A 25,523-nucleotide genomic window follows, 5' to 3' on the forward strand; every position below is an offset into this window, starting at 1 on the left:
AGATCCTCACAAGGTCAGTTCCCCGTCGCCGAGATTTGCAAAATAGGCGTTGACCTGTTCGGGCTTCACGTCATCGAGCGTTGCAGGCTTCCATGTCGGCGCGCCGTCCTTGTCGATAAGCAATGCGCGAACGCCCTCATAGAAATCATGCCCTTCCAGCATGCGGTTGGCGATGCGGTATTCCATGCGCATGCAATCGTCGAGATCGAGCGCGCGCCCATCGGCAATCTGGCGGAAAGTGACAGCGACACTGGTCGGGGAGCGCGTGGCGATCACCTTCACAATGTCCATTGCGGCCTTGTTGCCGGCTTCCGCTTCTTTTTCCAGCGCGGCCATGCAGTCGGCAAGCGTTGCGCCCGAAAAACACTCCGCAATGATCTGGCGGGTTTCGACGGAGGTTTCAAAATCGGGGTACTGGCTGCGCGTCAGCGCCGCGTCGATGTCGGCGGTAGCGATGATGTCTTCGCGCAGGTCATGCAGATCGCTTGCGGCGACCGCATGGGTTGCGATCCCGCTCTGCAGGCAGTCGCCCCAGCGGATGCGGTTGCCGGTGAGCGCCAGATAATACCCGAAATTATCATGCAGATGCGGGAGAAATGCGCTACCCCCTACATCGGGGAAGAAGCCAATGCCGGTTTCCGGCATGGCAAACATGGTGTTTTCCGTCACGATGCGATGCGAACCATGAACGGAGATGCCCGCGCCGCCGCCCATGACGATGCCGTTGATCAGGGAGATATAAGGTTTTGGAAAACGGCCAATGCGCGCATTGAGCCGATATTCGTCGCGGAAGAATTCGTAAGCTGGTGTTCCGGCCTGACCGGACTTGTAGGCAGCGACCACATCGCCGCCGGCACAGAAGGCCCGCCCCTCGCCTTCGAGAATGACGCATGCCACTTCAGGGTCGTCTTCCCAGGACTGCAATGCGCGGTCGAGCGCCAGAATCATCTTATGCGTGAGCGCATTGAGGGCTTCGGTCCGCGTAAGCTTCACAAGCCCCGCTTTTCCCTTGCGTTCAAAGCTGATTTCGCTGCCACCGCCGAAGTCAATCTGCATATCGTGTCTCCCGTTCCTGTAAATGGGTAGAAAGTGAGACGCCCCGCGTCAATCCTGCACAGGTCAATGTTCTTGGTTTCGGCACTTTTCCCATGATAAACGAAGCGCATCCGATACTAGTGGATTGAATTTGACGTTTGATATCCGTCCGATATTAATCCCGTTTCAAACGTCAAATTCGAAAATCCACTAGATCCATAAAGTTACCGGTGGTCTTTTTGACCAGCCCTGCGATTTCATGTTCCAGGGCCTCCATTCTCGGGAATAGCCTCATGACCGATCGCCAGTCCAAATATCTGCCCGCCAATATCAGCCAGCATGTCGATGACGTCACCGGCAGCAGACGCCTGCGCCGCATGCGCAAGGCCGACTGGTCGCGCAGGCTCGTGCAGGAAACCCGGCTGACGGTCGATGATCTTATCCTGCCGTTCTTCCTGACCTATGGCACCGGCGTTGCCGAGCCCGTGGAAGCCATGCCCGGCGTCGAGCGCTATTCGGTCGACATGGCAGTGCGCATGGCGGAGAAAGCCGCCAAGCTCGGCATCCCCGCCATCGCGCCCTTCCCGCGCGAGAAGCTGGAAGTGAAGACCGAGGACGGCGCTTTCGTCGCAAGCCCGGACAATCTGATCAATCGCGCCGTGCGCGCAATCAAGAAGGAAGTGCCGGAAATCGGCATTATCACCGATGCGGCGCTCGACCCGTTCACCACGCATGGCCATGACGGCATCCTGCGCAACGGCGAAATCATCAACGACGAATCGGTCGCCATGGTGGTTCGGGGCGCGCTTTCGCAAGCCGAAGCCGGTGCCGACATCATCGCACCTTCCGACATGATGGACGGTCGCGTCGGCGCCGTGCGCCAAGCGCTGGACGAACATGGCTTCTGCCACATTCCCATCATGTCCTATGCAACCAAGTTCGCTTCCGCCTTTTACGGTCCATATCGCGACGCCATCGGCACGCAGGGCCTGCTGAAAGGCGATAAGAAGACCTATTATCTCGATCCGGCCAATCCGGAAGAAGCCGTGCGCGAAGCCGAGCAGGACATTGCCGAAGGCGCGGACATGCTGATGGTCAAGCCGGGCCTGCCCTATCTCGACATCATCCATCGCCTGAAGAGCGAATTCCGCCTTCCCACCTATGCCTATCAGGTGTCGGGCGAGTATGCGATGATCAAGGCCGCCGGGATCAACGGCTGGATCGACGAAGAAAAGGTGATGATGGAAAGCCTGCTCGCCTTCAAGCGCGCCGGCTGTGATGGAATTCTCACCTATTTCGCAATCGAAGCAGCTCAAAAGCTTAAACAGCAAGGCTGACCGGCAAGGCACCCTTTCGGGAAATCATCACATTTCCTTGAATCCGCCGGTTTTGGTTCCCATGTTGATGACTGTTCCGCCGAGGTGGCGGGGCAGCGCCGGTTGTCAAATCCCCCCGGGCGCTTCTTTTGAAACGACTGGAAGGAAAAATGTCCGACCATATCCTGCACGGCGAAGTCATGGGCCCGCGTTATGAAAGCCGCGCATTTTTTGAAGGCGTGCGCACGCGCCGCATTATGGCTTTTCTCATCGATTACCTGATTGTTTTCCTGCTCTGCATCCCGGCAGCAATCGTCATCGCAATCCTGGGCATAATCACGCTCAGCCTCGGCTGGATGCTCTACGGCATCATGTTCCCGATGGTGGCGCTGTTTTATGTCGCGCGGACCCTGGGCGGGCCGCAGCAGGCCACCAAGGGCATGCAGATGATGAATATCAAGCTCGTCCGGCTTGAAGGCGGCACGGTCGATCCCATGCTCGCAATCGTCCATACGGTCCTGTTTTGGGGTCTGAATGTCGTCCTGACGCCGCTGATCCTGCTTGCAACGCTGGTTCTCGACCGCAAGCGCACCGTGCACGATCTTCTGCTCGGCACGGCTGTCATTCGTTCTGATCGATAAACGACAGAGCATTTCCTGATTCTTCATGAAACACCGGAAATGCTCTGCTTTTTTATCGGCCATCCTGGCGCGAAAACCGGCTCCCACTTTTCGGGGTGCGCTTCAGATCAAAAAAATTCAGAGCCGGCTGCGCAAAATGCCTATTGACGTTTTGTGCGGTCGGCTCAATCCTTACAAAAAGTATCGTGATGGTTTCGGTATTGCCATTTCGTGGATATTGAATGACCCATCAACCGCAACAGTCTCCGCAGTTCTTTCTGACAGCTCCGTCTCCCTGCCCGTATCTCGAAGGCCAGATGGAGCGAAAAGTCTTTACGCATCTGGTCGGCGACAAGGCGAACGAAATCAACGATCTCCTGACGCAGGGCGGTTTCCGCCGATCCCAGAACATAGCCTATCGTCCGGCCTGCGAATTGTGCCGGGCCTGCATATCCGTTCGCATCCTTGCCGGAGAGTTCAAGATGACGCGCAACATGCGGCGCGTCTGGACGCAGAATAACGATCTGATCGGACGCGTGCACAAGGCCCAGCCCAGCACCGAGCAATATGCGCTTTTCCGCGATTATCTCGATGCGCGCCATCGCTCGGGCGGCATGTCGGACATGACGGTTCTCGATTATGCGATGATGATCGAGGATACGCATGTGAACACGCAGATCATCGAATATCGCAAGCGCGGCCCGGAAAGCTTCATCAGCGCCAAGGGCGATGGAGAGCTGGTCGCGGTAGCACTTACCGACGTGATGGCCGATGGTCTGTCGATGGTCTATTCGTTCTTCTCACCGCATATGCATGATCGGTCGCTTGGCACCTATATGATCCTCGATCATATCCAGCGCGCGCATGCCGCCGGTCTGCCGCATGTCTATCTCGGCTATTGGGTCGAGGGATCACGCAAGATGCAGTATAAAATCCGCTTCACACCGCAGGAGCACCTTGGCCCCCGCGGCTGGCAGCGGTTCGAGGGCTAGCCTACCAGCGGTTTTTCCATGGGATATGAGAGCTCTCCGCCGCGCCTTATCTCCGCTTCGCCTACCGCTACATACCCTCGTCCGGCATAAAAACGGCGCGCTGTTTCGGTACTGACAAGACGCGCAACAGCCACCTTTCGAAATAAAAGATATTCCTCGAGTTTTGAAATGAGCGCCTTGCTGACACCATGAAAGCGAAATTCCGGCGCAACATAATTCAGCAGGATCTCTCCCTCATCCGTCGCCAGCCCCACACCGGCTATGGCATTCCCTATTTCAGCAACGAGCATCAGTTGAGATGGAGCTTCAATCCACTTGAACACGTTTTCAGGCGTCTTGTTGGCTAGCCACGGCGCGAGGATATCATCGCGATTATGGTGATCTGCCTCGCACAGTTCACTGATCGAACGCCTTAAAATCTCGCAATGAGTACAGCGTCATTGAGTAAGGCCGGACGAACCTGCATGATTTTCTCCTTACAACACGACCCGCTGGGTCGTGTTGTAAGTAAAGCCGCAATCAGCTCGAAAATCGATCACAACTTGTAGGCTCTCGAGCAGCCTCCAACTGCAAGTTTAAAACTTGCCTGAACGCGGGAAGCCCTTTGGCACCAGACGGCCCGCAGAGGCGCGCGCGCCGATCCATTCCACAAGCTCTTCCTTGCTGCGATTGAACGTGCGCTCTGCCGAATCCTGCCAGGAAAGTCCTTCGGCAATTGCAAAGGTGCGGACGTCGGACACACCGCCATCCTTGTATTTTTGCAGGCGCACGCCCTTGCCGCGGGTCATTTCCGGAATGTCGGAAAGCGGGAAGACCACCATCTTGCGGTTCTCGCCGACCACTGCGATATGATCGCCGGAAACACGCTGGCAAAGCTTCGCCTCGTCCGGCGCCTTCACGTTCATCACCTGCTTGCCCTTGCGGGTATTGGCCACAGCCTCGCTTTCGGGAACGATAAAACCGTTACCCTCGTGGCTGACGAGAAGCAGTTTCGCCGCCGGATCGTGCACGAAGGCTGTCAGAATGTCCTGATCGTTTTCCATATCGACAAGGATGCGGATCGGCTCTCCATGTCCGCGACCGCCCGGAAGCGTATTCGCGCCGATGGTGAAGAACTTGCCGCCTGTCGTGAAGAACAGGAGCTTGTCGGTCGTCTCGGCATGGAAAGCGAGCTTGAGCTTGTCGCCCTCCTTGAAGGCGAGCGTCGAGAAATCGGCCAGATGCCCCTTCATCGCCCGCAGCCAGCCCTTTTCGGATACAACGATCGTGACCGGCTCGCGCTCGATCATTGCCTGATGGATATCTTCCAGATCGTGGGTTGGCGCGTCGGCGAAGGTCGTGCGGCGCGCACCAAGTTCGGTCTTCGGGCCGAACTTTTCGCGTACCGACTTGATTTCGGCGCTGATCTTCTTCCATTGGCGCGTGCCGGAGGCGAGCAGCCCTTCAAGGTCCGTCTTCTCCACCGTGAGGTCATCGAACTCCTTGCGGATTTCGAATTCCTCAAGCTTGCGCAACGAACGCAGGCGCATGTTGAGGATCGACTCGGCCTGAACGTCGGTCAGTTCAAAGGTGCGCATCAGGTCCTGTTTCGGCTCATCCTCCTCACGGATGATGCGGATCACCTCATCAAGGTTGAGATAGGCGATCAGCAGGCCGCCGAGAATTTCCAGGCGCCGTTCTATTTCCGCCAGCCGGAATTGCGAACGGCGGACGAGCACTTCCTTGCGATGGTCGAGCCACTCGCGCAGGACGGCTCCCAGCGACAGGACATTCGGCACCTTGCCGTGCGACAGCACGTTCATGTTGAGCGAAACGCGGCTTTCCAGCTCGGTCAGCTTGAACAGCGATTCCATCAACAGTTCGGGATCGACCGTCCGGTTCTTCGGCTCCAGAACGATGCGAATGTCTTCCGCCGACTCGTCGCGAACATCGTCAAGCAATGGAAGCTTCTTTGCCAGAAGCAGTTCGGCGATCTTTTCGATGAGGCGCGACTTCTGCACCTGATAGGGAATTTCGGTGATGACGATCACCCAGGTGCCGCGATTGCCCTCTTCCTTTTCCCAACGCGCGCGGACACGAAACGCGCCGCGGCCCGTGCGATAGGCATCGAGGATATTGCCGTGCTCTTCGACAAGAATGCCGCCGGTCGGGAAATCCGGGCCTCGCACCTTGCATTTCAGCAGAGCTGCCGGATCGGTCTCGGCTTCGCGCTTCAGTTCTTCCCATTGTTCGGGCGAGGTAACAAGTTCCTCCACCGGCGCTTCGGGATGATTGATCAGATAGAGCGCCGACGAGCAAAGCTCCGCCACATTGTGCGGCGGAATGTTGGTCGCCATGCCGACCGCGATACCGGCGGAGCCGTTGGCGAGCAGGTTCGGGAAAGCGCCGGGAAGGACGATGGGTTCCTCGTCTTCCTCATTATAGGTCGGACGGAAATCGATGGCGTTTTCGTTGATGCCTTCGAGCAGCAGCGTCGCGACTTCCGTCATACGCGCTTCTGTGTAACGCATGGCGGCAGCATTATCGCCGTCGATATTGCCGAAATTGCCCTGCCCGTCCACCAGCGGATAACGCACCGCGAAATCCTGCGCCAGACGCACCAGCGCATCATAAATCGATGCGTCGCCATGCGGATGGAACTTACCCATCACGTCGCCGACGATACGGGCGCATTTCGCATAGGCCTGATCGGGATTGAGGCGCAGCAGGCGCATGGCATGCATGATGCGGCGATGCACGGGCTTCAGGCCGTCGCGCACGTCCGGCAGCGCGCGATGCATGATCGTCGACAGCGCATAAGCGAGGTAACGTTCCTCGAGAGCCGATTTGAGATCGACCCGCTCGATGTGTTCTTCGCCGTCGTCCGGCGGAATCAGACTTTTTCCCATGTCTCTTCGTACCAACTGCGCGATTCGCCAGCAAGAGTTCAGGAGAACCAATCCAGTACATTAGTGTGCAATAGTCGCAATCCTGCCGCCATTTGCGTCCTATAGAGCTATCAGGGTGAATTTCCCCCGCTGCAATCGCAGGCTGAGGAAATCATGTTGTTATTGCGAGTGATTTCCGCCTATGAATGCCGCGCTACATCAGAGCGCCGATCCGATTGGAACAGATCGGCGCTCTGATCCTTTGTTTTGATGCGCATCTCATCCGAAAGCCGTTTCACGCTTTTCGGGATGCGCTCTAAAGATCAGGCAGGAGCTTCGAATGCAGGTTTTCGTCAATATCAGGCCAGCGGCACGTGTTCTGGCTGCCGGAACAGCGCTTTCGCTGGTATTCGGCAGTGCTGCCATGGCCGCAGACGCCAATGCAGTCGCCGAGCGCATCAAGGCGCTCTATGCCAAACAGGGTGGCGAACTGAGCTTCGCCAATGTCCAGGCGAGCGGCTCCGACATCGTGCTTCAGGGCACCAAGATCAAGCTGCCGACCATCGGCGAAAAGGAAACCGCCATCGGTGACGTGACGCTGCAGAACGTTCAGGATGCACCGGACGGCGGCTACAGCATCGAGCAGGTCACCGTGCCCGACCTGGCGCTTGCCGGTGAGACCGACAAGAACGACAAGGCCGAAATGAAGGGCCTTGCCCTGCAGAACGTGCACATTCCGTCGGAAAAGGCCAAGGGCCCGCTCGACAGCGTCGTCATGTATGACAAGCTGAAGGTCGATGAAATCCTGTTCGGCACGCCGGGCAAAGACGGCGCCACGGTGAAGGGCTTCGACCTGTCGCTCGACACCACCAACAAGGCCGAGAAGATCGGCTATGTCTGGACCATCGCCAATATCGACGCGACATTTGAAAAGGGCGGCAAGAACCCGCTGGCGCCGCTCGACATGAACACGTTCAACGGCTCGCTGACCTCGAAGGGCAGCTGGTCGCCGACTTCCGGCGACACGTCGCTGGACCAGCTGGAGCTTGAGGCGAAGGAACTCGGCAAGATCAACATCACCGGCAGCCTCGGCGGGTATGATCTGGCATTCCTCGAAGCCGTCCAGAAGACGCAGGAAAACATGAGCAAGGCCGATGCGGACAAGGACGCCGCCGGTCTCGCCATTCTTGGTCTGGCGGAACAGCTCAACCTAAAGAACCTGTCGATCCGCTTCGATAACGATACCCTGACCCAGAAGGTCCTGGATTATTATGCGAAGCAGCAGGGCGCGGACGGCAAGCAGCTCGGCGAGCAGATGAAGATGATGGTTCCGCTGATGGCGACACAGCTCAAGAACCCGGAATTCGCCCAGCAGCTCAAGGTCGCGGCCGACAAGTATTTCACCGATCCGAAGTCGCTGACCATCAGCGCATCGCCGGATCAGCCGGTGACCTTCGCGTCCATCGTTGCGACCGCATCGCTGGATCCGACCAAGATCATCCAGCTTCTGAAAATCAGCGTCGACGCCAACAACTAGAGCATTTCCAGCAATAGCGCGAAGCGGTTTTGCGCTGAATAATGCGGCAAAACAAATACTTGGAGCGATTCCGACCATCCCGTTTCAATCGGAAGCGCCCCAGAATGAAAAAAGCCCGGTGCATTTCCACCGGGCTTTTCTCTCAGTTGATAAAAAACCCGGCTCAAGGCCGGGTTTTTCTTTCTGTAAAACCGCTCAGCTCTTCTGTACCGGAGCCAGCCGGATATGCAGGTCGCGCAGCTGCGCGGGCGTCACATCCGAAGGCGCGTTCATCAGGAGATCGAGCGCCTGCTGGTTCATCGGGAACAGCGAGATTTCGCGCAGGTTCTTCGCGCCGACCAGAAGCATGATGACACGGTCGATGCCGGCGGCCATGCCGCCATGCGGAGGCGCGCCGTACTGGAATGCGCGATAGAGACCGCCGAAGCGCTCTTCCACGTCCTGCTGGCTGAGGCCGACCTTCTCGAATGCCTTGACCATGACGTCCGGCAGCTGGTTACGGATCGAGCCGGAAGCAATTTCAAAGCCGTTGCAGACGAGATCGTACTGGTAAGCCTTGATCGCCAGCGGGTCCTGGTTTTCCAGCGCGTCCATACCGCCCTGCGGCATGGAGAACGGGTTGTGCGCGAAGTCGAGCTTCTTGTTGTCCTCGTCCCATTCGTAGAACGGGAAGTCGATGATCCATGCCAGTTCGAAACGGTCACGATCGACGAGGTTCAGTTCTTCACCGGCGCGCGTGCGGGCGTCGCCCGCGAACTTGTAGAACTTGGACGGCAGGCCAGCCACGAAGAAGCAGGCGTCGCCATCGCCGAGGCCGAGCTGGTTGCGCAGCGCTTCGGTGCGTTCTTCGCCGATGTTCTTGGCAATCGGGCCGGCGCCTTCAAGCTTGTCGCCTTCCTTGCGCCAGAAGATATAGCCGAGGCCCGGCTGGCCCTCACCCTGCGCCCAGGAATTCATGCGGTCGCAGAATGCGCGGCTTCCGCCGGTCTTGGCCGGGATTGCCCAGACTTCGACCTTCGGATCGTTGGCGATCATGTTGGCGAAGACCTTGAAGCCCGACCCTGCAAAATGTTCGGTCACGGCCTGCATTTCAATCGGGTTGCGCAGGTCCGGCTTGTCCGAACCATAGGTGCGGATCGCATCGTCATAGGCGATGCGGCGGAATTTCTGCGTCACCGGCTTGCCTTCGGCAAATTCTTCGAAGATGCCGCGCATGACGGGCTCCATCGTTTCCCAGACTTCTTCCTGGGTCACGAAGCTCATTTCGAGGTCGAGCTGGTAGAACTCGCCCGGCAGGCGGTCGGCACGCGGGTCTTCGTCGCGGAAGCAGGGCGCAATCTGGAAGTAGCGGTCGAAACCAGCAACCATCAGAAGCTGCTTGTACTGCTGCGGCGCCTGCGGCAGCGCGTAGAACTTGCCCGGATGAATACGGCTCGGCACGAGGAAGTCGCGCGCGCCTTCCGGCGAGGAAGCCGTCAGGATCGGCGTGGTGAACTCGTTGAAACCGATCTCGGTCATGCGGCGGCGCATCGCGGCAATGATCTTCGTGCGGCTCATGATGTTCTTGTGCAGCGTTTCGCGGCGCAGGTCGAGGAAGCGGTACTTCAGGCGAATGTCTTCCGGATAGTCCGGTTCGCCGAAGACCGGCAGCGGCAGTTCCTTGGCAGCCGCCAGCACTTCGATTTCCGTTGCGAAGATTTCGACTTCGCCGGTCGGCAGGTTGGCGTTGACCGCATCGTCTGCGCGGGCCTTCACTTCACCATCGACACGGATAACCCATTCGCCGCGAACGGTTTCGGCAACCTTGAAGGCGGGCGAATCGGGATCGGCCACGATCTGGGTAATGCCGTAATGATCGCGAAGATCGATGAAGAGAATGCCGCCATGGTCACGGACGCGGTGAACCCAGCCGGAAAGGCGAACGTTGGAACCAACGTCCGTCTTGCGAAGGGCTGCGCAGGTATGGCTGCGGTAACGGTGCATGATTTCTGCCTTTTGGTAAGATAAATCAGTGCAGGCAAAGCGCTGCAAATTCTGGCGGAAAAGCGCATTTTGACCAGGTTTTGTCAAGTCTGCACTCTCTGCAAGCGTCGAGGTTCGGGCGCCTTGACGCAAAGTATCGACAAAAAACACTATTTGCACTTGTTATACGGCGCGTTTTGCGCATTCTTTCGCGACAAGCGGCCGCGCTTTCTCTAAAAGGTAACCATGCATCTTATTACGACGACAGAGGCCCTCGAAGAGGCCGTATCCGCCCTTGCCAAATCCGATTTCGTCACAGTCGATACGGAGTTCATCCGCGAAACGACGTTCTGGCCGGAATTGTGCCTTATCCAGATGGCCTCGCCCAACCACACGGCGCTCGTGGACGCTCTCGCGCCGGGACTGGACCTCGCACCCTTCTTCAGCCTGATGGCCGACGAAAAGGTGGTCAAGGTTTTCCACGCCGCGCGGCAGGACATCGAAATCGTCTTCCACCTCGGCGACCTGATCCCCTCTCCCGTCTTCGACAGTCAGGTGGCAGCAATGGTCTGCGGGTTTGGCGACGCCATTTCCTACGACCAGCTCGTCCAGAAGGTTACGGGCAAGCACATCGACAAGTCATCGCGGTTTACCGACTGGCGGCGCCGCCCCCTTTCCGAAAAGCAGCTCGACTACGCGCTGGCGGACGTGACCTATCTGCGCGACATCTATCTCTATCTGAAGCAGGAACTTGAGAAAGAGGGTCGCAGCGAGTGGGTGAACGAGGAAATGGCGGTGCTCACTTCCCGCGAAACCTACGACCTTCATCCCGACGACGCATGGCGGCGGGTGAAGGCGCGCGTTCGCAAGCCAATCGAGCAGGCGATCGTGCAGGCCGTTGCCGCCTGGCGCGAGCGCGAAGCCCGCGAACGCAATGTGCCGCGCGGACGCATCATCAAGGACGACACGATTGCCGAGATCGCCCAGCAGCAACCGCGCGACGCGGAAGCGCTTGGACGTCTTCGTTCCATCCCCAAGGGCTGGGAGCGTTCCGCTCAGGCTGCCGGTCTGGTCGCTGCGATCCAGTCGGCGCTTGAAATCCCCAAGGAAGACCTGCCGAAATTGCCAAAGCAGTCGCATTCGCCGGAAGGCAGCGCAGCGGCAGCCGATATCCTCAAGGTCCTGCTCAAGCTTGTGACAGAGGAACACGGCGTCGCGGCAAAGATCGTGGCGAGTTCCGACGACATCGACAAGATCGCCGCGGAAGGCGACAATGCAAACGTGCCTGCCCTGCATGGCTGGCGCCGCGAGGTTTTCGGTCAGAAAGCTCTCGATCTCATCGACGGCAAGATCGGCATCAAGTTCGAGAACCGGCGGATAAGGGCGGTGGAGTTAGGGCAATAAGGCAGTAAGGCAGTAAGGCAGTATGTGAATGCTCGCGCTGAACATACTGCCTTCCTGCCCTACTCGCTTACTGCCTTATTCCCTTGTCCCCTCAATCGCGCCGTCGCCGACCGCGAAATAGATGTTCTTGCCCGTCAGTTTCGCCAGTTGCTGCAACCGGCCTTCGGGGCGGTCTGAAATCAGATCGGCGAGATCGCCGGGGACGACCAGCGCAATCCCGTTTTCTTCCTCGCGCCAGAAAAGACGCGGGATGACGCCCGGCATCGAAGCCGACAGAAGGTAGACCACGCGCAGAAGCGCCCCGAGCAGTTTGGCCCGTTCGCGCAGACGCGGTGTGGCGAGCTGCATGATCTCCGGTGCGATTTCGTCCTCGATCAGCCCTTCGTGACGATAGTAATTGGCAAGCGCCATGAAGGAACGTCCTTTATGGTCGATGCCGCCGAACGAGCCATGGGCGATGATGTTCAGCGCCTGCGAGCCGCGATAATCGGGATGCGCGCGCCAGCTTATGTCGGCCACGAGACAGGCGGCCTGCCTGTAGCGCGCCTCGTCATCGGTTTCGTCAAAACCGAGTACCGGCAGGGACAATGTCGTCCACGTCGCCAGCTCACGGGCATGGCGCGGAGAGCGCGAGCGCAGAATGGAAAACTCTTCCGCCGAGGCCAGGAGCGGATCGAGAAGCTGCTCGTTCTTGGGCAATAGCGAATAAAGATAGCCTTCGCGCACGCCGAGCGCCGAGAAAACGATCTTGGAAGGCTTCATCAGGCGGATCGTCTCAAGCAGCACCGTCGCGCCGTAGGACAAGAGCTGGCGGCGGTTCTTCGAAACTGCCTCGATGCCGCGCATCGTGTCGAGATTGCCCTTGGCGACGCGCTTCAGGAAGCTTTGTGCCTCCACCGGGTTCATCTCGTAGCCGTGCATGACGTGCAGCGGATAATTCTTCGCCGTCATATGCAGCTTGGCAAGGTTACGCCACGTGCCGCCTACGGCATAGAAAACCTGTCCCTGATGAGCTTTCAGAAGCGTCGCCTTCGCCAGTTCCGCGCGCGCAATCTTCGTCGCCTCGGGCAGTTTCTCGTTGGACATATCCTGCAAGCGCAGGCCGCCGAGCGGCAAGGTGATCCCCTCGCCCACCTCGTGGTCATCCACGGCGACCAGTTCTAGGCTGCCGCCGCCAAGGTCGCCCGTCACGCCCTTCGGCTTGTAGAAGCCGGAAATGATGCCGAGCGCCGAATAATAGGCTTCTTCCTTGCCGGACAATACCTCGATGTGCCGGCCAAGAATGGCTTCCGCCTGAGCGATGAAGTCGGGGCCGTTCTTCGCTTCACGCGCGGCGGCAGTCGCCAGCGCATGAATGGAAACCGCGCCCGCCTGTTCGGCCAGGGCGCGAAAACGTTTCAGCGCGCGAAGCGCCGCCTCAACGGATTTCTCGTTGAGCTTGCCGGTCTTTGCGAGGCCTTTGCCAAGGCCGCAGAGAATCTTTTCGTTGAAAAGCACCGTCGGCGAACGGACGATGCCTTCATAAATGACGACACGGATCGAGTTCGAGCCAATGTCGATGACCGCAACGGGTTTCAGCCCCTTGAGGCGGCCTTGTGCTACAGCTGGACTCATGCAGTCGTTTTTCTTTCCGCCTGCGCACGCTTGCGATGCGCGATAAGGCGGGGGGCCGAAGACTTCAGCGACTTTCCGCGACCCGACAGGCTAGGATTGGTCATGAAATATTCCTGCGCGTTGAAAGCTTCCTCTCCTGCCTCTTTTTCTATCCGGCGAGAGGTGCCGTCCGCAAGTAGCTGATAGCTCTGTTGGTTATCAATTATGTTGGCAAACATGATTTGCGACAGGATTTGCTGATGCACTGTGGCATTTGTGATCGGAACGAGGGTCTCCACGCGGCGATCAAGGTTGCGCGGCATCATGTCGGCGGAACCGATATAGACGATTGCCTTGTCGGAGGGCAGGTCGTTGCCGTTTCCGAAGCAGAAAACGCGGCTATGCTCCAGAAAACGCCCGACAATCGACTTGGCGCGGATATTGTCCGAGAGCCCCGGAACGCCGGGACGCAGGCAGCAGATGCCGCGCACGACGAGATCGATCTGCACGCCAGCCTGGCTCGCCATGTAGAGCGCGTCAATTATCTGTGGATCGACCAGCGCGTTCATCTTCATCCAGATCGCAGCCGGACGTCCAGCCTTCGCATGCGCCACCTCATCCTCGATGTGCTTGAGGATTCGGGCGCGCAGCGTGAAGGGTGAAATCGCGATCTTCATTTCCTCGGCAGGCTGGGCATAGCCGGTAATGAAATTGAAGATATGCGCCACATCGCGCGCAATATCCGCATCCGAGGTGAAGAACGACAGGTCGGTATAGATGCGCGCCGTGATCGGATGATAATTGCCGGTGCCCAGATGCACATAGGAGCGCAGCTTCTGGTCTTCACGGCGCACCACGAGCGACATTTTGGCGTGTGTTTTCAACTCGATGAAGCCGAACACCACCTGAACGCCCGCGCGTTCCAGATCGCGCGCCCAGCGAATGTTGGCTTCCTCATCGAAACGGGCTTTCAGCTCCACCAGCGCCGTCACCGACTTGCCTGCCTCGGCTGCATCGACCAGCGCGCGCACGATCGGGCTGTCGTTGGAAGTGCGGTAAAGCGTCTGCTTGATGGCCAGCACGTCCGGGTCGGCTGCGGCCTGCCGCAGGAACTGCACCACAACGTCGAAGGATTCATAGGGATGATGGACCACGATGTCCTTTTCGCGAATCGCAGCGAAGCAATCGCCGCCATGTTCGCGAATGCGCTCGGGGAAGCGCGGATTGTAGGACACGAATTTCAGGTCTTCACGCGGGATCGAAACGATCTCCGAAATCATGTTCAACGCCAGCAGGCCTTCGTGCACGCTGATCCGGTTTTCCGAAACGCCCAGTTCCGTCGCCACGAATATGCGCAACGCTTCGGGCATTTCGCCGTCGAACTCGATGCGGATCACCTGACCGCGGCGGCGGCGCTTCAACGCCGTTTCAAAGAGACGAACCAGATCCTCGGCCTCTTCTTCCACTTCGATATCGCTGTCGCGGATGATGCGGAACGTACCGGCGCCACGCACTTCATAACCGGGGAAAAGCCGCCCGATGAACAGGCTCACCGCATCCTCGATGGTGATGAAACGATAGTCGTTGGTCTGCTCGGTCGGCAGTTGGATAAAGCGCTTCAGCGCGACCGGAATGCGCAGGAGCGCGGTCATCGGATGATTGTCGGCGCGGCGCGCAAGCTGCAACGCGATGGAGAAGCCAAGATTCGGAATGAACGGGAACGGGTGCGCAGGATCGATGGAGAGCGGCGTCAGGACCGGGAAAATCGTTTCGAGGAAGTGGTTTTCAAGCCATTCCTTTTCGGGCCGGGAAAGCGCGGAGGGGCGGACGATCTCGATGCTTTCCTGTTCCAGTTCCTCGCGTAGCGCGCGCAGACGCCCCTGCTGTTCTTCCTGCAGCCGCCCCACTTCGTCCAGAACGAAATCGAGCTGTTCCTGCGGCGTGCGCCCATCGGCACTGCGCAGCGCCACGCCAGCACGCACCTGTGCGGCAAGTCCGGCGATGCGAACCATGAAGAACTCATCGAGATTGGCGGCGGAGATGGACAGGAAGCGCAGGCGTTCGAGCAGAGGCTGGCGCATGTTTGCGGCTTCTTCGAGAACGCGGCGGTTGAACTGCAACCAGGAAAACTCGCGGTTCACGAAGCGGTCGGCGCTCTGCATCAGTTCGCCGTTCAAAGCTTTGTGAACCTCGGGGTCCGCTTCCATATCGGGAACGACGGTTGGGTTGGGGGCCAGTCCGGCTGTCATCTCGTGGTTCCCGCCTTCGGTCACGCTGGGGGTTTCGCTCGCCATAACGCTGTTTTCGCTCATGTTTCCTGTCCCGACCGCCACCGGAACATTCCGGCTCCGTCTGTCTGTTTCTCCGCGCATCCTGATCGAAAATTGCTTCGCACTTTTCCGGACGCTCGATAAGCCTATGGCTGTCATATGACAGTTTGATAGCAAATAGCTTGAAATGTCCTCAGAATTGATGAAAACGCTTCCGGAAACAAGACTTTCGCGGTACACGCATGCCAATGTCCAGCATGATCCTGTCCGGCACCCGGCGCAAGACCATGCCCATACCGCCCATCGACCAGAACCGGAGCATGTTATGTCCGATCACATCATTCCTCACTTTCAGAACGACGCCGGCCATGCTGCCATCGAAATCGGCGTGAAGGAATTCATGTGCGTCGGTGCCAACCCGCCTTTCGATCATCCGCACGTGTTTCTCGACATGGGCGATGAAAGCGAAGCCGTTTGCCCGTATTGCTCGACGCTCTATCGCTACAATGCAGAGCTCCATGCCGACGAAACCGTTCCGGCTGGCTGCGCCTACGAAGCACCTGCCGATAAGGCAGCCTGATCACGGCTGTTGATCCGGGCCGAACTCCGGATGGTCTCACCGACATGAGCAGAGGGCGCATATTGATTGCCGGGGCCGGAGTTGCCGGCCTGTCGGCAGCGCTGGAACTGGCAGCACGCGGCTGGAACGTCCGGCTCGTCGAAAAGGCAGAAACCCTTTCGGAAGTCGGCGCTGGCCTGCAACTTGCCCCCAATGCAATGCGCCACCTGCAACGGCTCGGCGTGGCCGACCGTCTTTCCACCCAGGCTGTCACGCCGGAAGCGCTCTACCTCATGGACGGGCGCAAGGCGCGCGCACTGATGGAAATGAAGCTCGGCGACAAGGCCCGCCAGCGCTGGCACCATCCCTACGCCGTGTGCCATCGCGCCGACCTGCAATTGGCACTGCTCGACGCCTGCCGCGAACAGCCGGGCATCGAGATCAGCCTCGGCGCAGAAATCACAGATCATCACGTCGAGAACGGGACCGTTGTGGCCACCGTCCGCCTTGGCAATTCCGAAGAGCCTGCCGACGCTGCCTATCTGATCGCCTGCGACGGGGTCTGGTCGGCTGAACGATCCAAGGCAGGTTTCAGCAAGGCGCGGTTCAGCGGGCATATTGCGTGGCGCACGACGCTTGCCGCCAGCGCCCTGCCCGCTTCCTTCCTCAACGCCATGCCGGAACGCAAAGCCGTCTCAGCCTGGCTCGGCAACAAGGCGCATTTCATCGCCTATCCGGTCAAGGGCGGCAGTTTCTTCAATTTCGTTGCCATCACGACCGGCGAGAATCCCGGTGAAGTCTGGTCCAGAACCGGCGACCTCGCGCGTCTGCGCTCCATCTACGCCGATTGGGGCGCGCCCGTTCGCGACGTGCTGGCGGCTGCCGATGAGTGGACCTACTGGCCGCTTTTTGAAATGCCGGATGCTCAATTCGTCGGGCCGGACCGGACGATTTTTCTCGGCGACGCATCGCACGCGGTCACGCCTTTTGCGGCGCAGGGCGCTGCCATGGCGATCGAGGATGCGGCGGCGCTGGCGCAGGCGCTGGACGGCAGCGACCGCGAAGCCGGGCTGAGGCGCTTCGATGCGGTCCGCAAGGAGCGGATCGCTGCGGTCGCCAAACGGGGCCAGCTCAACAGGTTTGCCTATCACGCCACCGGTATTTTTGCGCTTGGCCGCAACACGCTCTTCGCCCTGCGCAGCCCGGACAGCTTCCTCAAGGATCTGGACTGGCTTTATGGCTATGACGCTATTGCGGCCATGCGGGACCAAGGCAGGTCCTGACCCTAGGCCGCGTCGCGTGCGGCTTCCAGCGCTGCAACATCGATCTTGACCATCTTCATCATGGCATCGGCGACGCGCTGGCGCACGTCCGGCGGACCGTCCTGCAGGATATCCAGCAGCATGTCCGGCACGATCTGCCACGAAAACCCGTATTTGTCGGTCAGCCAGCTGCATTCCATCGGCGAGCCGCCTTCCAGCAGCTTTTCCCAGAACGCATCCACTTCCGCCTGGTCCCTGCATCGCACGATCAGCGAACTTGCCGGTGAAAACTTGAACTGGGGTCCGCCGTTCAGGCCGCATATTTTTTGCCCGTCGAGCGTAAAGTTCACCACAACCGGCTGGTTCTCGTTTTGCTGATGGCCATGCCTGAAACGGATGGCCCCGTCGATCGAAGCCGGTCTTCCGCACGCGCGGAAGACCGAAACATAGTGGTTGGCGGCTTCTTCAGCATTTCCGTCGAACCAGAGACAAATCGTCAAACCTGACATTTTCTCCTCCATTGTCCGGGGTAGTCATTCTCCCGAATGCTAGCCCATGACCTTTTTGGCTTCTTCCATGTCCATCCACATGATCTCCCAGATATGGCCGTCGAGATCCTCGAAGCTGCGTCCATACATGAAGCCGTAATCCTGCTTCGGGCCGGGGTCGGCCTTTCCGCCAGCGTTGACCGCCTTCTCCACAGTCGCATCCACTTCGGCCTTGCTTTCCGCCGACAGACAGACCAGCACCTCGCTGACCGTGTTGGCATCGGCGATCTTCTTCGGCGTGAACTGGCTGAACTTGTCGTGATCGAGGATCATCACGTGGATCGTATCCGAAAAGACCATGCCGGAAGCCGTTTCGTCCGAGAACATTGGGTTCCGGGTGGCGCCGATGGCTTCGTAGAAGTTTGTCGACTTCGCGACATTCTTCACAGGCAGGTTCACGAAAATCATTTTCGGCATGGGATTTCCTCCGTTGGTGGGCCGGCGGCCCGCTCCTGTTTTTTCGATTATCTATCGCCTGCCCGGTTCCCCGGCGATAACAAGGTCGAGCCTTCCGGCGCAGAACTCACGCAATTGGCATCGGAAGAACTCAAAGTTCGCTTGTACATAATGGCATATAAGTTATAATTAGCAACCATGAAGTTAGAAAAAATAACCAACTCGCAAAAACCATCGGCGAAGCGCAGCTATGACGATGCTTGTGCGGCGGCCCATGCCCTTGATTTGATTGGGGAACGCTGGTCGCTTCTGGTGATGCGCGAATTGATGTTCGGCCCCAAACGCTTCAGTGATTTGCGGGCTGACCTGCCGGGCGTGAGCGCCAATGTCCTCACGCAACGCCTTGAAGGGCTGGAAGAAGCAGGCATTCTTTGCAAGAAAAAACTGCCCCCTCCCGCCTCGGTCCAGGTCTATGAGTTGACCGAGTGGGGTTATGAGAGCGAACCTATTCTCCAGACACTGGGCCGATGGGCGGCGCGCTCGCCGAAACATGATCCCAACCTGCCGATTTCGACCGTTTCCTTCCTGCTTTCGCTGCGGACCATGATCGATCATGACAGGGCTGCGGGCCTGCGGGCGGTGATCGGCCTTTGTCTGGAGGCGGAAGACTTCACGGCTCATCTTGACGATTCCGGGGTTCGGATCGAACGCGGCGCGGCGCAGGAATATGACCTGCATTTCGAAAGTTCACCGCGTATGCTCGCCGCTGCCATCTATGGCGGGCAACCTCTTTCGGCGCTGGAAAGCGCCAGTGTTCTCAAGGTCATGGGCGACCGCGCGCTTGCAGAAAAATTCGTGACGCTGTTCCCGCTTCCCGACAAGGCCCCACTGCCTGAATAAGATATGCAACTTTTTGGTTGCTTATTTCGCCCCTACCCCTATATTGGCAACCATGAAGTTGCCAATTACGGAGGATGCAATCATGACCGTTGAAAGCAATACCGACCGCATTGTGAAGACTGTGGACATCCGCGCGGGGATTGACCGCGTATGGCGCGCCCTCACCGACCATGAAGAATTCGGGAGCTGGTTCCAGGTCAAGCTCGACGGCCCGTTCATCGTCGGCACCAGGTCGACCGGACACATCACCTATCCGGGTTTCGAGCATGAACCGTGGGAATCCTTCATCAAGGAAATGAAGGCTCCGTCCTATTTTGCCTTCACATGGCATCCTTACGCGGTGGACCACAGCATTGACTATTCCAAGGAGCCGCCGACCCTGGTGGAGTTCAGGCTGGAACCGATCGAGGCGGGAACGCGGCTGACGGTGATCGAAAGCGGTTTCGATGCCCTGCCCGCAGAACGCCGGCCGCTGGCGCTGCGGATGAACGAAGGCGGCTGGGAGGAACAGGTCGGCAACATCAAGAGACACGCCGAAAATGGACGATAGGCCAGAAATGACCGGCACGGACATGTCCATGGTTTTCGCAGCGCTTGCCGATCCAACCCGGCTGGCGCTCATCGAGACCCTGAGCGACGGCGAAAGCCGCTCGATCGTGGTTCTGTCGCAGAATGGCAGCATCACCCGGCAGGCCGTCACCAAGCACCTGTCCGTGCTGGAGCAGGCAAATCTGGTCGAACGCGAAAAGGTCGGCCGGGAAAGCCGGTTTCGGCTGCATCCCGCCCCGCTTGTCGACGCCCGCGCCTATCTCGCGAGCGTTTCCAGCCAGTGGGACGGTGCACTCCAGCGCCTGCGCCGGTTTGTCGAAGATTAGGGTTGCCTGAACAGAAGCGACGAAGTGCCCTTCACGAAGCCAAGCTTCTCGTAGAAGGGCACAAGCCGATCCGGGCAGTAAAGCTCGAAGCTTTTCACGCGCTTCAGCTTTTCATGGTGGAGTATGCGCTCCACAAGGGCCTGTCCGAGGCCCTGCCCGCGATAATCTTCGGCCACAATGACATCGAAGATCATCGCCTTGAAGGTGAAATCGCTCAGCACGCGCGCAAAACCCGCAATACGGTCATTGCCATCAGACAGAACAACAGCAGGTCGCAATGGGCCAGCATATGGGTGACGTCTTCCAAGCTGCGCTCCCTGGTCCCATTCGTTGCAATAGAATGTGTGGAACTCCTGATAGCGCTCGGCTGGAAGCTCTTCGATCCATTGAATATTCGTCACAATGCCCCCTGCTGTTCTCGTAAAAACACCCGCCGGCGGACCGGCGGGTGTTTTAATTTCGAGCGATGAGCCTGATCAGTGCAGGATCTGGCTGAGGAACAGCTTGGTGCGTTCGTGCTGCGGATTGTCGAAGAACTCGTCCGGCGAGTTCTGCTCGACGATCTGGCCCTGATCCATGAAGATCACGCGGTTGGCGACCTGACGGGCAAAGCCCATTTCGTGCGTCACGCAGATCATGGTCATGCCTTCGGCGGCAAGGCTCACCATCGTATCCAGCACTTCCTTGACCATTTCCGGGTCGAGAGCCGATGTCGGCTCGTCGAACAGCATGACTTTCGGGTTCATGCACAGTGCGCGCGCAATGGCGACGCGCTGCTGCTGGCCGCCGGAAAGCTGGCCCGGATATTTGTTGGCCTGTTCGGGAATCTTCACACGGGCCAGATAATGCATGGCGATTTCTTCCGCCTGCTTCTTCGGCATCTTGCGCACCCAGATCGGCGCCAGCGTGCAGTTTTCCAGAATCGTCAGGTGCGGGAAGAGGTTGAAGTGCTGGAACACCATGCCTACTTCGCGGCGCACTTCGTCGATCTTCTTCAGGTCATTGGTCAGCTCGATGTTGTCGACGACGATCTTGCCCTTCTGGTGTTCTTCCAGACGGTTGATGCAGCGGATCATGGTCGACTTGCCCGAGCCCGACGGGCCGGCCACAACGATGCGCTCGCCGCGCATGACCTTCAGATTGATGTCGCGCAGAACGTGGAACTCCCCGTACCACTTGTGCATGTTGGTGATTTCGATGGCGACATCGGTTTTGGAAACCTGCATCTTTGAACGGTCAACTTCCACTCCGAGCTCGGATTGCGGGAGGGCGCTTTGTGCACTCATTTCCATTATTCCCTTTATTCTTATCGTTTATGACCCGTATCGAGGCGTCGTTCCATGAATATAGAGTATCGCGACATTGCGAAACAGAAAATCCAGAAAACGAAGCCCGCAAAGATCAGACCAGTAGCAGGCGTCTGTGGAGAAGCCCAGTTAGCGTCGGCGAAGTTCTGACGGACGATGCCCAACAGGTCGAACATGCCGATGATGTAGACAAGGCTCGTATCCTTGAAGAGACCGATGAAGGTGTTGACGATTCCCGGAATGACCAGCTTCAGCGCCTGCGGCAGGATGATCAGTCCCGTTTTCTGCCAGTAGCTGAGGCCAAGCGCATCCGCGCCTTCATACTGCCCGCGCGGAATGGCCTGGAGGCCGCCGCGCACCACTTCCGCCATATAGGCCGAAGCGAAAAGCGCCACGCCGATCAAGGCACGCAGCAACTTGTCGAAAGTCACGCCCGGCGGCAGGAACAGGGGCAGCATGACGCTGGCCATGAATAGCACCGTCACCAGCGGAACGCCGCGCACCATTTCGATGAAGATGATCGAGAACGCCCTGATGACCGGCAGCTTTGAACGCCGTCCGAGCGCCAGCACGATCCCCAGCGGCAGCGACACGGCGATGCCGACAAAGGACAGGACAAGCGTGACCAGCAGCCCGCCCCACAGCGGCGTTTCCACATAGGGAAGGCCGAACCAGCCGCCGACCAGCAGGAAGAAGGCGACAATCGGAAAGACGAAGAAGAACAGGATCGCGTTGAGCCCCTTCTTCGGCGCCTTCGGAATCAGGAGCGGCACCAGAAGAACGGCGAAGATCAGCGCCGTCAGGTTGACGCGCCAGCGCTCCGAAATCGGATAGCGGCCATAGAGAAACTGCTCGTATTTCGCATTCACGAAAGCCCAGCATGCGCCCGACCAGCCTTCCGGCTGTGCGCCGCCCTGCGCGACGGTGAGGCAGGCGGTGCGATCCGCACCGGTCCACACGGCCTTGACGAACAGCCATTCGATGATCGGCGGAAGAAACCAGGCCACGACCAGCAGGCCGAGAATGGTCAGCGCCGCATCGACGGGCGTTGCGAACAGGTTGACGCGCAGCCAGTGGGAAAGCCCCTGCACCGAGCGCGGTGGCGCTTCGCCATCCACCATCTGCGTGCGTACATATTGGAGATCTGCGTTTTCCATTGTCATCTCTCCACCAGCGCCATCTTGGCATTGAACCAGTTCATGAGGCCCGAGGTAATCAGGCTGATGCCGAGATAGATCACCATCCAGATCGCCACGACCTCGACCGATTGACCCGTCTGGTTGAGGATCGTTCCGCCGACGGCGACAAGATCGGGATAGCCGATGGCGATTGCGAGCGACGAGTTCTTGATAAGGTTCAGATACTGGCTCGACAGCGGCGGGATGATGATGCGCAGCGCCTGCGGCACAATGATGAGGCGCATCGTCTGGCCGGGACGCAGGCCAACGGCATAGGCCGCTTCCGTCTGCCCCTTGTTGACGCCCAGAACACCGGCGCGGACCGTCTCAGCGATGAAGGACGCGGTGTAGAAGGACAGCGCCAGGAACAGGGCGAGGAACTCCGGCTTGACCTGCGCACCGCCGGTCAGATTGAAGGTCCCCAGTTTCGGCAAATCGAACGAGATCGGAAAGCCGGTCGCGATCAGCGCCAGGACGGGCAGGCCGATGATGAGCGCCGCCGCCACGCGTATCGTGTGGAAAGGCTGGCCCGTCGCCATCTGGCGGCGCTTTGCCCAGCGCGCAATGACGATCGAAGCCACGATGCCGATGAGCAGCGCCACGGGCAGAAGCCATGCCCCCTCGCCCCATACCGGCGCGGGCATGAAGAAGCCGCGATTGTTCATGTATGTGCCGAGCGGCAGGGCGATGCTGTCGCGAGCCTGCGGCAGCACCGAAAGCACGCCGAAATACCAGAAGAAGATGACGAGCAGCGGAGGAATGTTGCGGAAGACTTCGACATAGACCGTGCAGATCTTGCGGATCAGCCAGTTGCGCGAAAGCCGCCCGATACCGACCAGAAATCCGATGATTGAAGCCGTCACGACACCGAGCGCGGCGACGTAAAGCGTATTCATCAGGCCGACCAGAAAGGCCCGGCCATAGTTCGAGTCGCTGCTGTATTGAATGAGCGTCTGACTGATATCAAAACCGGCGCGGCCACTGAGGAAACCGAAACCGGACGCGATGTTCGCACGCTGCAAATTGGTGACCGTGTTGCCCACGATCCAGTAGATTGCCCCGATGACCACCCCGAAGACGATCACCTGATAGAAGATGCCGCGAACCCGCGGATCATACAGGAGCGAGGTTCCGCCGCTATCTTGGCGGCGTTCAGTTGCAGAATAGGAAGCCATATGTTTCCTGTGCCTCTCGGCTGACAGCATCAAACCCGAAAAATTGACTTGGCCGCCTTTGCGGGCAACGCCTGAAATCGGAATATCGAATGCCGAACCGTTCGGTCCTGCCGTTCCTGTCCGGGCTCGGTTCGAGCCTTCGAGGACTGCAAGACGCGGTTGAATTCCAAAAAGCAGCTTGTCAGCATCCTATGCCCGGCAGATGCGGGATCGACAGCAAACGGACAAACTGCAAAGCCGACAAATCCGGCGGGCGCTGCTGCACCCGCCGATGATCAGTCCGGAGAGTAATGCCCGTCAGCGGACGGGGATGCCATATTGCAGGCCGCCCTTGTTCCACTGGGCATTGATGCCGCGTGCAATCTTGAGCGGGCTGCCGGAGCCGATGTTACGCTCGAAAATTTCGCCGTAATTGCCGACGCCCTTGATGATCTTCACCACCCAATCGTTCTCGAGACCGAGATCGGTGCCGATCTTGGTGTCCGCTTCCACGCCGAGAAGACGCTTGATGTCCGGGTTGTCAGACTTCTTCATCTCTTCGACATTGGCCTGCGTGATGCCATATTCCTCGGCGTTGAGCAGCGCGTTGTGCACCCAGCGAACGACGTCCGTCCACTTGGAATCGCCCTGACGAACGGTCAGGCCGAACGGCTCCTTGGAGATGATTTCCGGCAGGATGACATGATCGTCGGGATTGGCGAGCGCCAGACGAACGCCGTAAAGGCTGGACTGGTCGGTCGTATAGGCGTCGCAACGGCCGGAATCGTAAGCGGCGTTCGCTTCTTCGATCTTTTCGAAGACCACCGGATTATATTCCATCTTGTTGGCGCGGAAATAGTCGGCCATGTTCATTTCGGTCGTCGTACCGGCCTGAACGCAGATGGAAGCGCCGGAAAGCTGCAATGCGGAATTGATGCCCGACAGCTTCTTCGAATTGATCATGAAGCCCTGACCATCGAAGTAATTGATGCCGGCAAAATCGAGGCCGAGCGCAGTGTCGCGGCTGATGGTCCAGGTCGTGTTACGGATCAGGACGTCGATTTCGCCTGACTGCAGGGCCGTGAAGCGCTCCTTGGCGTTGAGCGGCGTAAACTTCACCTTCGCCGGATCACCGAAAATCGCAGAAGCCACGGCACGGCAATAATCTACGTCGAAGCCGGACCACTCACCCTTGTCGTTGGGGGAAGAGAATCCAAGCAGACCCGTATTAACGCCGCACTGTAGAAAACCTTTCGCCTTCACATCGGAAAGCGTGTCAGCGGATGCTCCCGAAGCTACGCAAAACAGCGCCGCCGCACCCAATACACCCGTCATAAGAGTTTTTTTCATCTGGCCTGCAACCTTTTTCGTTCCCTGGAGAGCGCCGGACCTATGGCCCATGGCGTCTCTTGTTGCTTTATTTTTTGCATAAACCCGTTGGATAAGTCGCGTGACCTCCCAAGCCCATGCCCTACAACAGCTTGCCCTCGCCCGAGACCGCTATCCGGTCTTCAATTTTTCTTTTGAGCGCAGTGACAAACCTGTCGCCTTCACGGGTCTTATCGAAGGCGAAATTTTGTCTTTGGTCAAGGCTTTAACGCAGGCGAGCGAAAAGGCTTTCAAAAAAGATGAGGGAGAAATATTCGAAAATTTACACGATTTCCCGATTTCTGGGTAGGAAGGTCGTCGGGTGCAGCCCACATTGCACGCGAGGACGGAGCACAGGTTTTTTCAAATAAACACAGATT

General features: G+C 58.6%; 24 protein-coding genes. 11 read left to right on the forward strand and 13 right to left on the reverse strand.

The annotated features are described in order from the left end of the window. Positions 1–6: 6 nt before the first annotated feature. The gene (locus JNC63_RS05835) at positions 7–1,056 is read right to left on the reverse strand and encodes an enoyl-CoA hydratase/isomerase family protein (RefSeq protein ID WP_006466479.1); all 1,050 of its coding nucleotides are present in this window, start codon (positions 1,054–1,056) and stop codon (positions 7–9) included. A 272-nt stretch (positions 1,057–1,328) separates the two neighbouring features. Here JNC63_RS05835 and hemB point away from each other — a divergent pair, with 272 nt between their 5' ends. The 3 genes from hemB (at position 1,329) to JNC63_RS05850 (ending at position 3,963) form a co-directional block, all read left to right on the forward strand. Further along, positions 1,329–2,372, forward strand: a complete 1,044-nt coding sequence (gene hemB / locus JNC63_RS05840) for a porphobilinogen synthase (RefSeq protein WP_025091367.1) — start codon at positions 1,329–1,331, stop codon at positions 2,370–2,372. A 149-nt stretch (positions 2,373–2,521) separates the two neighbouring features. Beyond that, positions 2,522–2,992, forward strand: a complete 471-nt coding sequence (locus JNC63_RS05845) for an RDD family protein (protein WP_006472776.1) — start codon at positions 2,522–2,524, stop codon at positions 2,990–2,992. Positions 2,993–3,213: 221 nt separating this feature from the next. Further along, on the forward strand, positions 3,214–3,963 hold the full coding sequence (locus tag JNC63_RS05850) for an arginyltransferase (RefSeq protein ID WP_006466476.1): 750 nt from the start codon (positions 3,214–3,216) through the stop codon (positions 3,961–3,963). Here JNC63_RS05850 and JNC63_RS05855 read toward each other — a convergent pair. Together JNC63_RS05855 and JNC63_RS05860 are read right to left on the reverse strand one after the other, a co-directional pair. Next, the gene (locus JNC63_RS05855; RefSeq protein ID WP_080556936.1) at positions 3,960–4,382 is read right to left on the reverse strand and encodes a GNAT family N-acetyltransferase; all 423 of its coding nucleotides are present in this window, start codon (positions 4,380–4,382) and stop codon (positions 3,960–3,962) included. The two genes, JNC63_RS05850 and JNC63_RS05855, sit on opposite strands and share 4 nt — an antisense overlap. A gap of 156 nt (positions 4,383–4,538) precedes the next feature. Continuing rightward, on the reverse strand, positions 4,539–6,851 hold the full coding sequence (locus tag JNC63_RS05860; protein WP_039852494.1) for a DNA topoisomerase IV subunit A: 2,313 nt from the start codon (positions 6,849–6,851) through the stop codon (positions 4,539–4,541). 319 nt (positions 6,852–7,170) lie between these two features. Here JNC63_RS05860 and JNC63_RS05865 point away from each other — a divergent pair, with 319 nt between their 5' ends. Beyond that, positions 7,171–8,367 carry an aq_1923 C-terminal domain gene (locus JNC63_RS05865; RefSeq protein WP_063620085.1) on the forward strand — a complete coding sequence of 399 codons (1,197 nt, stop codon included), beginning with the start codon at positions 7,171–7,173 and terminating at the stop codon, positions 8,365–8,367. Between the two features lie 195 nt (positions 8,368–8,562). On the opposite strand, the gene aspS is transcribed toward JNC63_RS05865, so the two are convergent. Further along, positions 8,563–10,350, reverse strand: a complete 1,788-nt coding sequence (gene aspS, locus JNC63_RS05870) for an aspartate--tRNA ligase (RefSeq protein ID WP_006472405.1) — start codon at positions 10,348–10,350, stop codon at positions 8,563–8,565. A gap of 225 nt (positions 10,351–10,575) precedes the next feature. Here aspS and rnd point away from each other — a divergent pair, with 225 nt between their 5' ends. Continuing rightward, complete coding sequence (gene rnd / locus JNC63_RS05875; protein ID WP_006466472.1) at positions 10,576–11,733, forward strand: ribonuclease D; 1,158 nt, start codon at positions 10,576–10,578, stop codon at positions 11,731–11,733. A gap of 75 nt (positions 11,734–11,808) precedes the next feature. On the opposite strand, the gene ppx is transcribed toward rnd, so the two are convergent. Both ppx and JNC63_RS05885 read right to left on the reverse strand, forming a co-directional pair. Then, positions 11,809–13,347 carry an exopolyphosphatase gene (gene ppx, locus JNC63_RS05880; RefSeq protein WP_006466471.1) on the reverse strand — a complete coding sequence of 513 codons (1,539 nt, stop codon included), beginning with the start codon at positions 13,345–13,347 and terminating at the stop codon, positions 11,809–11,811. After that, positions 13,344–15,575, reverse strand: coding sequence for an RNA degradosome polyphosphate kinase (locus JNC63_RS05885; RefSeq protein ID WP_050791012.1), 2,232 nt, complete (start codon positions 15,573–15,575; stop codon positions 13,344–13,346). The genes ppx and JNC63_RS05885 overlap by 4 nt, the downstream gene beginning before the upstream one ends. 346 nt (positions 15,576–15,921) lie before the next feature. On the opposite strand from JNC63_RS05885, the gene JNC63_RS05890 reads away from it, so the two are divergent. After that, positions 15,922–16,176: a zinc-finger domain-containing protein gene (locus JNC63_RS05890; RefSeq protein ID WP_021587801.1), complete on the forward strand. Its 255-nt coding sequence runs from the start codon at positions 15,922–15,924 to the stop codon at positions 16,174–16,176. Positions 16,177–16,220: 44 nt separating this feature from the next. Further along, the gene (locus tag JNC63_RS05895; protein ID WP_006466468.1) at positions 16,221–17,438 is read left to right on the forward strand and encodes an FAD-binding protein; all 1,218 of its coding nucleotides are present in this window, start codon (positions 16,221–16,223) and stop codon (positions 17,436–17,438) included. Between the two features lie 2 nt (positions 17,439–17,440). Here JNC63_RS05895 and JNC63_RS05900 read toward each other — a convergent pair whose 3' ends face one another. Beyond that, positions 17,441–17,926 carry a VOC family protein gene (locus JNC63_RS05900; RefSeq protein WP_039852925.1) on the reverse strand — a complete coding sequence of 162 codons (486 nt, stop codon included), beginning with the start codon at positions 17,924–17,926 and terminating at the stop codon, positions 17,441–17,443. Between the two features lie 39 nt (positions 17,927–17,965). Then, positions 17,966–18,382: a VOC family protein gene (locus JNC63_RS05905; protein WP_006466466.1), complete on the reverse strand. Its 417-nt coding sequence runs from the start codon at positions 18,380–18,382 to the stop codon at positions 17,966–17,968. Positions 18,383–18,559: 177 nt separating this feature from the next. Here JNC63_RS05905 and JNC63_RS05910 point away from each other — a divergent pair, with 177 nt between their 5' ends. The 3 genes from JNC63_RS05910 to JNC63_RS05920 all read left to right on the forward strand — a co-directional run bounded on the left by JNC63_RS05910 (position 18,560) and on the right by JNC63_RS05920 (position 20,136). Next, positions 18,560–19,261 (forward strand): winged helix-turn-helix transcriptional regulator, encoded by a 702-nt coding sequence (locus JNC63_RS05910; protein WP_006466465.1) that lies wholly within the window; start codon positions 18,560–18,562, stop codon positions 19,259–19,261. Positions 19,262–19,343: 82 nt separating this feature from the next. After that, a complete protein-coding gene (locus JNC63_RS05915; RefSeq protein ID WP_039852923.1) occupies positions 19,344–19,811 on the forward strand; it encodes an SRPBCC family protein in 468 nt (155 codons plus the stop codon). Between the two features lie 7 nt (positions 19,812–19,818). Continuing rightward, complete coding sequence (locus JNC63_RS05920; RefSeq protein WP_006466463.1) at positions 19,819–20,136, forward strand: ArsR/SmtB family transcription factor; 318 nt, start codon at positions 19,819–19,821, stop codon at positions 20,134–20,136. Here the strand turns inward: JNC63_RS05920 and JNC63_RS05925 are convergent. From JNC63_RS05925 to JNC63_RS05945, 5 genes are all read right to left on the reverse strand, one after another. Next, complete coding sequence (locus tag JNC63_RS05925; RefSeq protein WP_235691656.1) at positions 20,133–20,537, reverse strand: GNAT family N-acetyltransferase; 405 nt, start codon at positions 20,535–20,537, stop codon at positions 20,133–20,135. The genes JNC63_RS05920 and JNC63_RS05925 overlap by 4 nt on opposite strands. A 75-nt stretch (positions 20,538–20,612) precedes the next feature. Beyond that, entirely contained in the window at positions 20,613–21,422 is an 810-nt protein-coding gene (locus tag JNC63_RS05930; protein ID WP_021587807.1) for an amino acid ABC transporter ATP-binding protein, read from the reverse strand. Positions 21,423–21,442: 20 nt separating this feature from the next. Beyond that, positions 21,443–22,600 carry an amino acid ABC transporter permease gene (locus JNC63_RS05935; protein ID WP_039852490.1) on the reverse strand — a complete coding sequence of 386 codons (1,158 nt, stop codon included), beginning with the start codon at positions 22,598–22,600 and terminating at the stop codon, positions 21,443–21,445. Positions 22,601–22,602: 2 nt separating this feature from the next. Next, positions 22,603–23,796, reverse strand: coding sequence for an amino acid ABC transporter permease (locus tag JNC63_RS05940; RefSeq protein ID WP_039852488.1), 1,194 nt, complete (start codon positions 23,794–23,796; stop codon positions 22,603–22,605). A gap of 297 nt (positions 23,797–24,093) precedes the next feature. Next, a complete protein-coding gene (locus JNC63_RS05945; protein WP_006472421.1) occupies positions 24,094–25,125 on the reverse strand; it encodes an amino acid ABC transporter substrate-binding protein in 1,032 nt (343 codons plus the stop codon). A gap of 100 nt (positions 25,126–25,225) precedes the next feature. On the opposite strand from JNC63_RS05945, the gene JNC63_RS05950 reads away from it, so the two are divergent. Further along, positions 25,226–25,453, forward strand: a complete 228-nt coding sequence (locus JNC63_RS05950; protein ID WP_006466457.1) for a hypothetical protein — start codon at positions 25,226–25,228, stop codon at positions 25,451–25,453. Positions 25,454–25,523 lie beyond the last annotated feature (70 nt).

The sequence above is a fragment of the Brucella ciceri genome, from assembly GCF_041930145.1.
Taxonomy (GTDB): domain Bacteria; phylum Pseudomonadota; class Alphaproteobacteria; order Rhizobiales; family Rhizobiaceae; genus Brucella; species Brucella intermedia.

What these genes read in the sequence shown, in the direction of transcription:
- JNC63_RS05930 (WP_021587807.1), bottom strand. Translation starts at nt 21,422, where the DNA reads ATGAGTGCACAAAGCGCCCTCCCGCAATCCGAGCTCGGAGTGGAAGTT.
- JNC63_RS05910 (WP_006466465.1), top strand. Translation starts at nt 18,560, where the DNA reads ATGAAGTTAGAAAAAATAACCAACTCGCAAAAACCATCGGCGAAGCGC.
- JNC63_RS05940 (WP_039852488.1), bottom strand. Translation starts at nt 23,796, where the DNA reads ATGGCTTCCTATTCTGCAACTGAACGCCGCCAAGATAGCGGCGGAACC.
- JNC63_RS05900 (WP_039852925.1), bottom strand. Translation starts at nt 17,926, where the DNA reads ATGTCAGGTTTGACGATTTGTCTCTGGTTCGACGGAAATGCTGAAGAA.
- JNC63_RS05895 (WP_006466468.1), top strand. Translation starts at nt 16,221, where the DNA reads ATGAGCAGAGGGCGCATATTGATTGCCGGGGCCGGAGTTGCCGGCCTG.
- JNC63_RS05845 (WP_006472776.1), top strand. Translation starts at nt 2,522, where the DNA reads ATGTCCGACCATATCCTGCACGGCGAAGTCATGGGCCCGCGTTATGAA.
- aspS (WP_006472405.1), bottom strand. Translation starts at nt 10,350, where the DNA reads ATGCACCGTTACCGCAGCCATACCTGCGCAGCCCTTCGCAAGACGGAC.
- JNC63_RS05835 (WP_006466479.1), bottom strand. Translation starts at nt 1,056, where the DNA reads ATGCAGATTGACTTCGGCGGTGGCAGCGAAATCAGCTTTGAACGCAAG.
- hemB (WP_025091367.1), top strand. Translation starts at nt 1,329, where the DNA reads ATGACCGATCGCCAGTCCAAATATCTGCCCGCCAATATCAGCCAGCAT.
- JNC63_RS05915 (WP_039852923.1), top strand. Translation starts at nt 19,344, where the DNA reads ATGACCGTTGAAAGCAATACCGACCGCATTGTGAAGACTGTGGACATC.
- JNC63_RS05935 (WP_039852490.1), bottom strand. Translation starts at nt 22,600, where the DNA reads ATGGAAAACGCAGATCTCCAATATGTACGCACGCAGATGGTGGATGGC.
- ppx (WP_006466471.1), bottom strand. Translation starts at nt 13,347, where the DNA reads ATGAGTCCAGCTGTAGCACAAGGCCGCCTCAAGGGGCTGAAACCCGTT.
- JNC63_RS05850 (WP_006466476.1), top strand. Translation starts at nt 3,214, where the DNA reads ATGACCCATCAACCGCAACAGTCTCCGCAGTTCTTTCTGACAGCTCCG.
- JNC63_RS05890 (WP_021587801.1), top strand. Translation starts at nt 15,922, where the DNA reads ATGTCCGATCACATCATTCCTCACTTTCAGAACGACGCCGGCCATGCT.
- rnd (WP_006466472.1), top strand. Translation starts at nt 10,576, where the DNA reads ATGCATCTTATTACGACGACAGAGGCCCTCGAAGAGGCCGTATCCGCC.
- JNC63_RS05905 (WP_006466466.1), bottom strand. Translation starts at nt 18,382, where the DNA reads ATGCCGAAAATGATTTTCGTGAACCTGCCTGTGAAGAATGTCGCGAAG.
- JNC63_RS05885 (WP_050791012.1), bottom strand. Translation starts at nt 15,575, where the DNA reads ATGACAGCCGGACTGGCCCCCAACCCAACCGTCGTTCCCGATATGGAA.
- JNC63_RS05865 (WP_063620085.1), top strand. Translation starts at nt 7,171, where the DNA reads ATGCAGGTTTTCGTCAATATCAGGCCAGCGGCACGTGTTCTGGCTGCC.
- JNC63_RS05945 (WP_006472421.1), bottom strand. Translation starts at nt 25,125, where the DNA reads ATGAAAAAAACTCTTATGACGGGTGTATTGGGTGCGGCGGCGCTGTTT.
- JNC63_RS05860 (WP_039852494.1), bottom strand. Translation starts at nt 6,851, where the DNA reads ATGGGAAAAAGTCTGATTCCGCCGGACGACGGCGAAGAACACATCGAG.
- JNC63_RS05920 (WP_006466463.1), top strand. Translation starts at nt 19,819, where the DNA reads ATGACCGGCACGGACATGTCCATGGTTTTCGCAGCGCTTGCCGATCCA.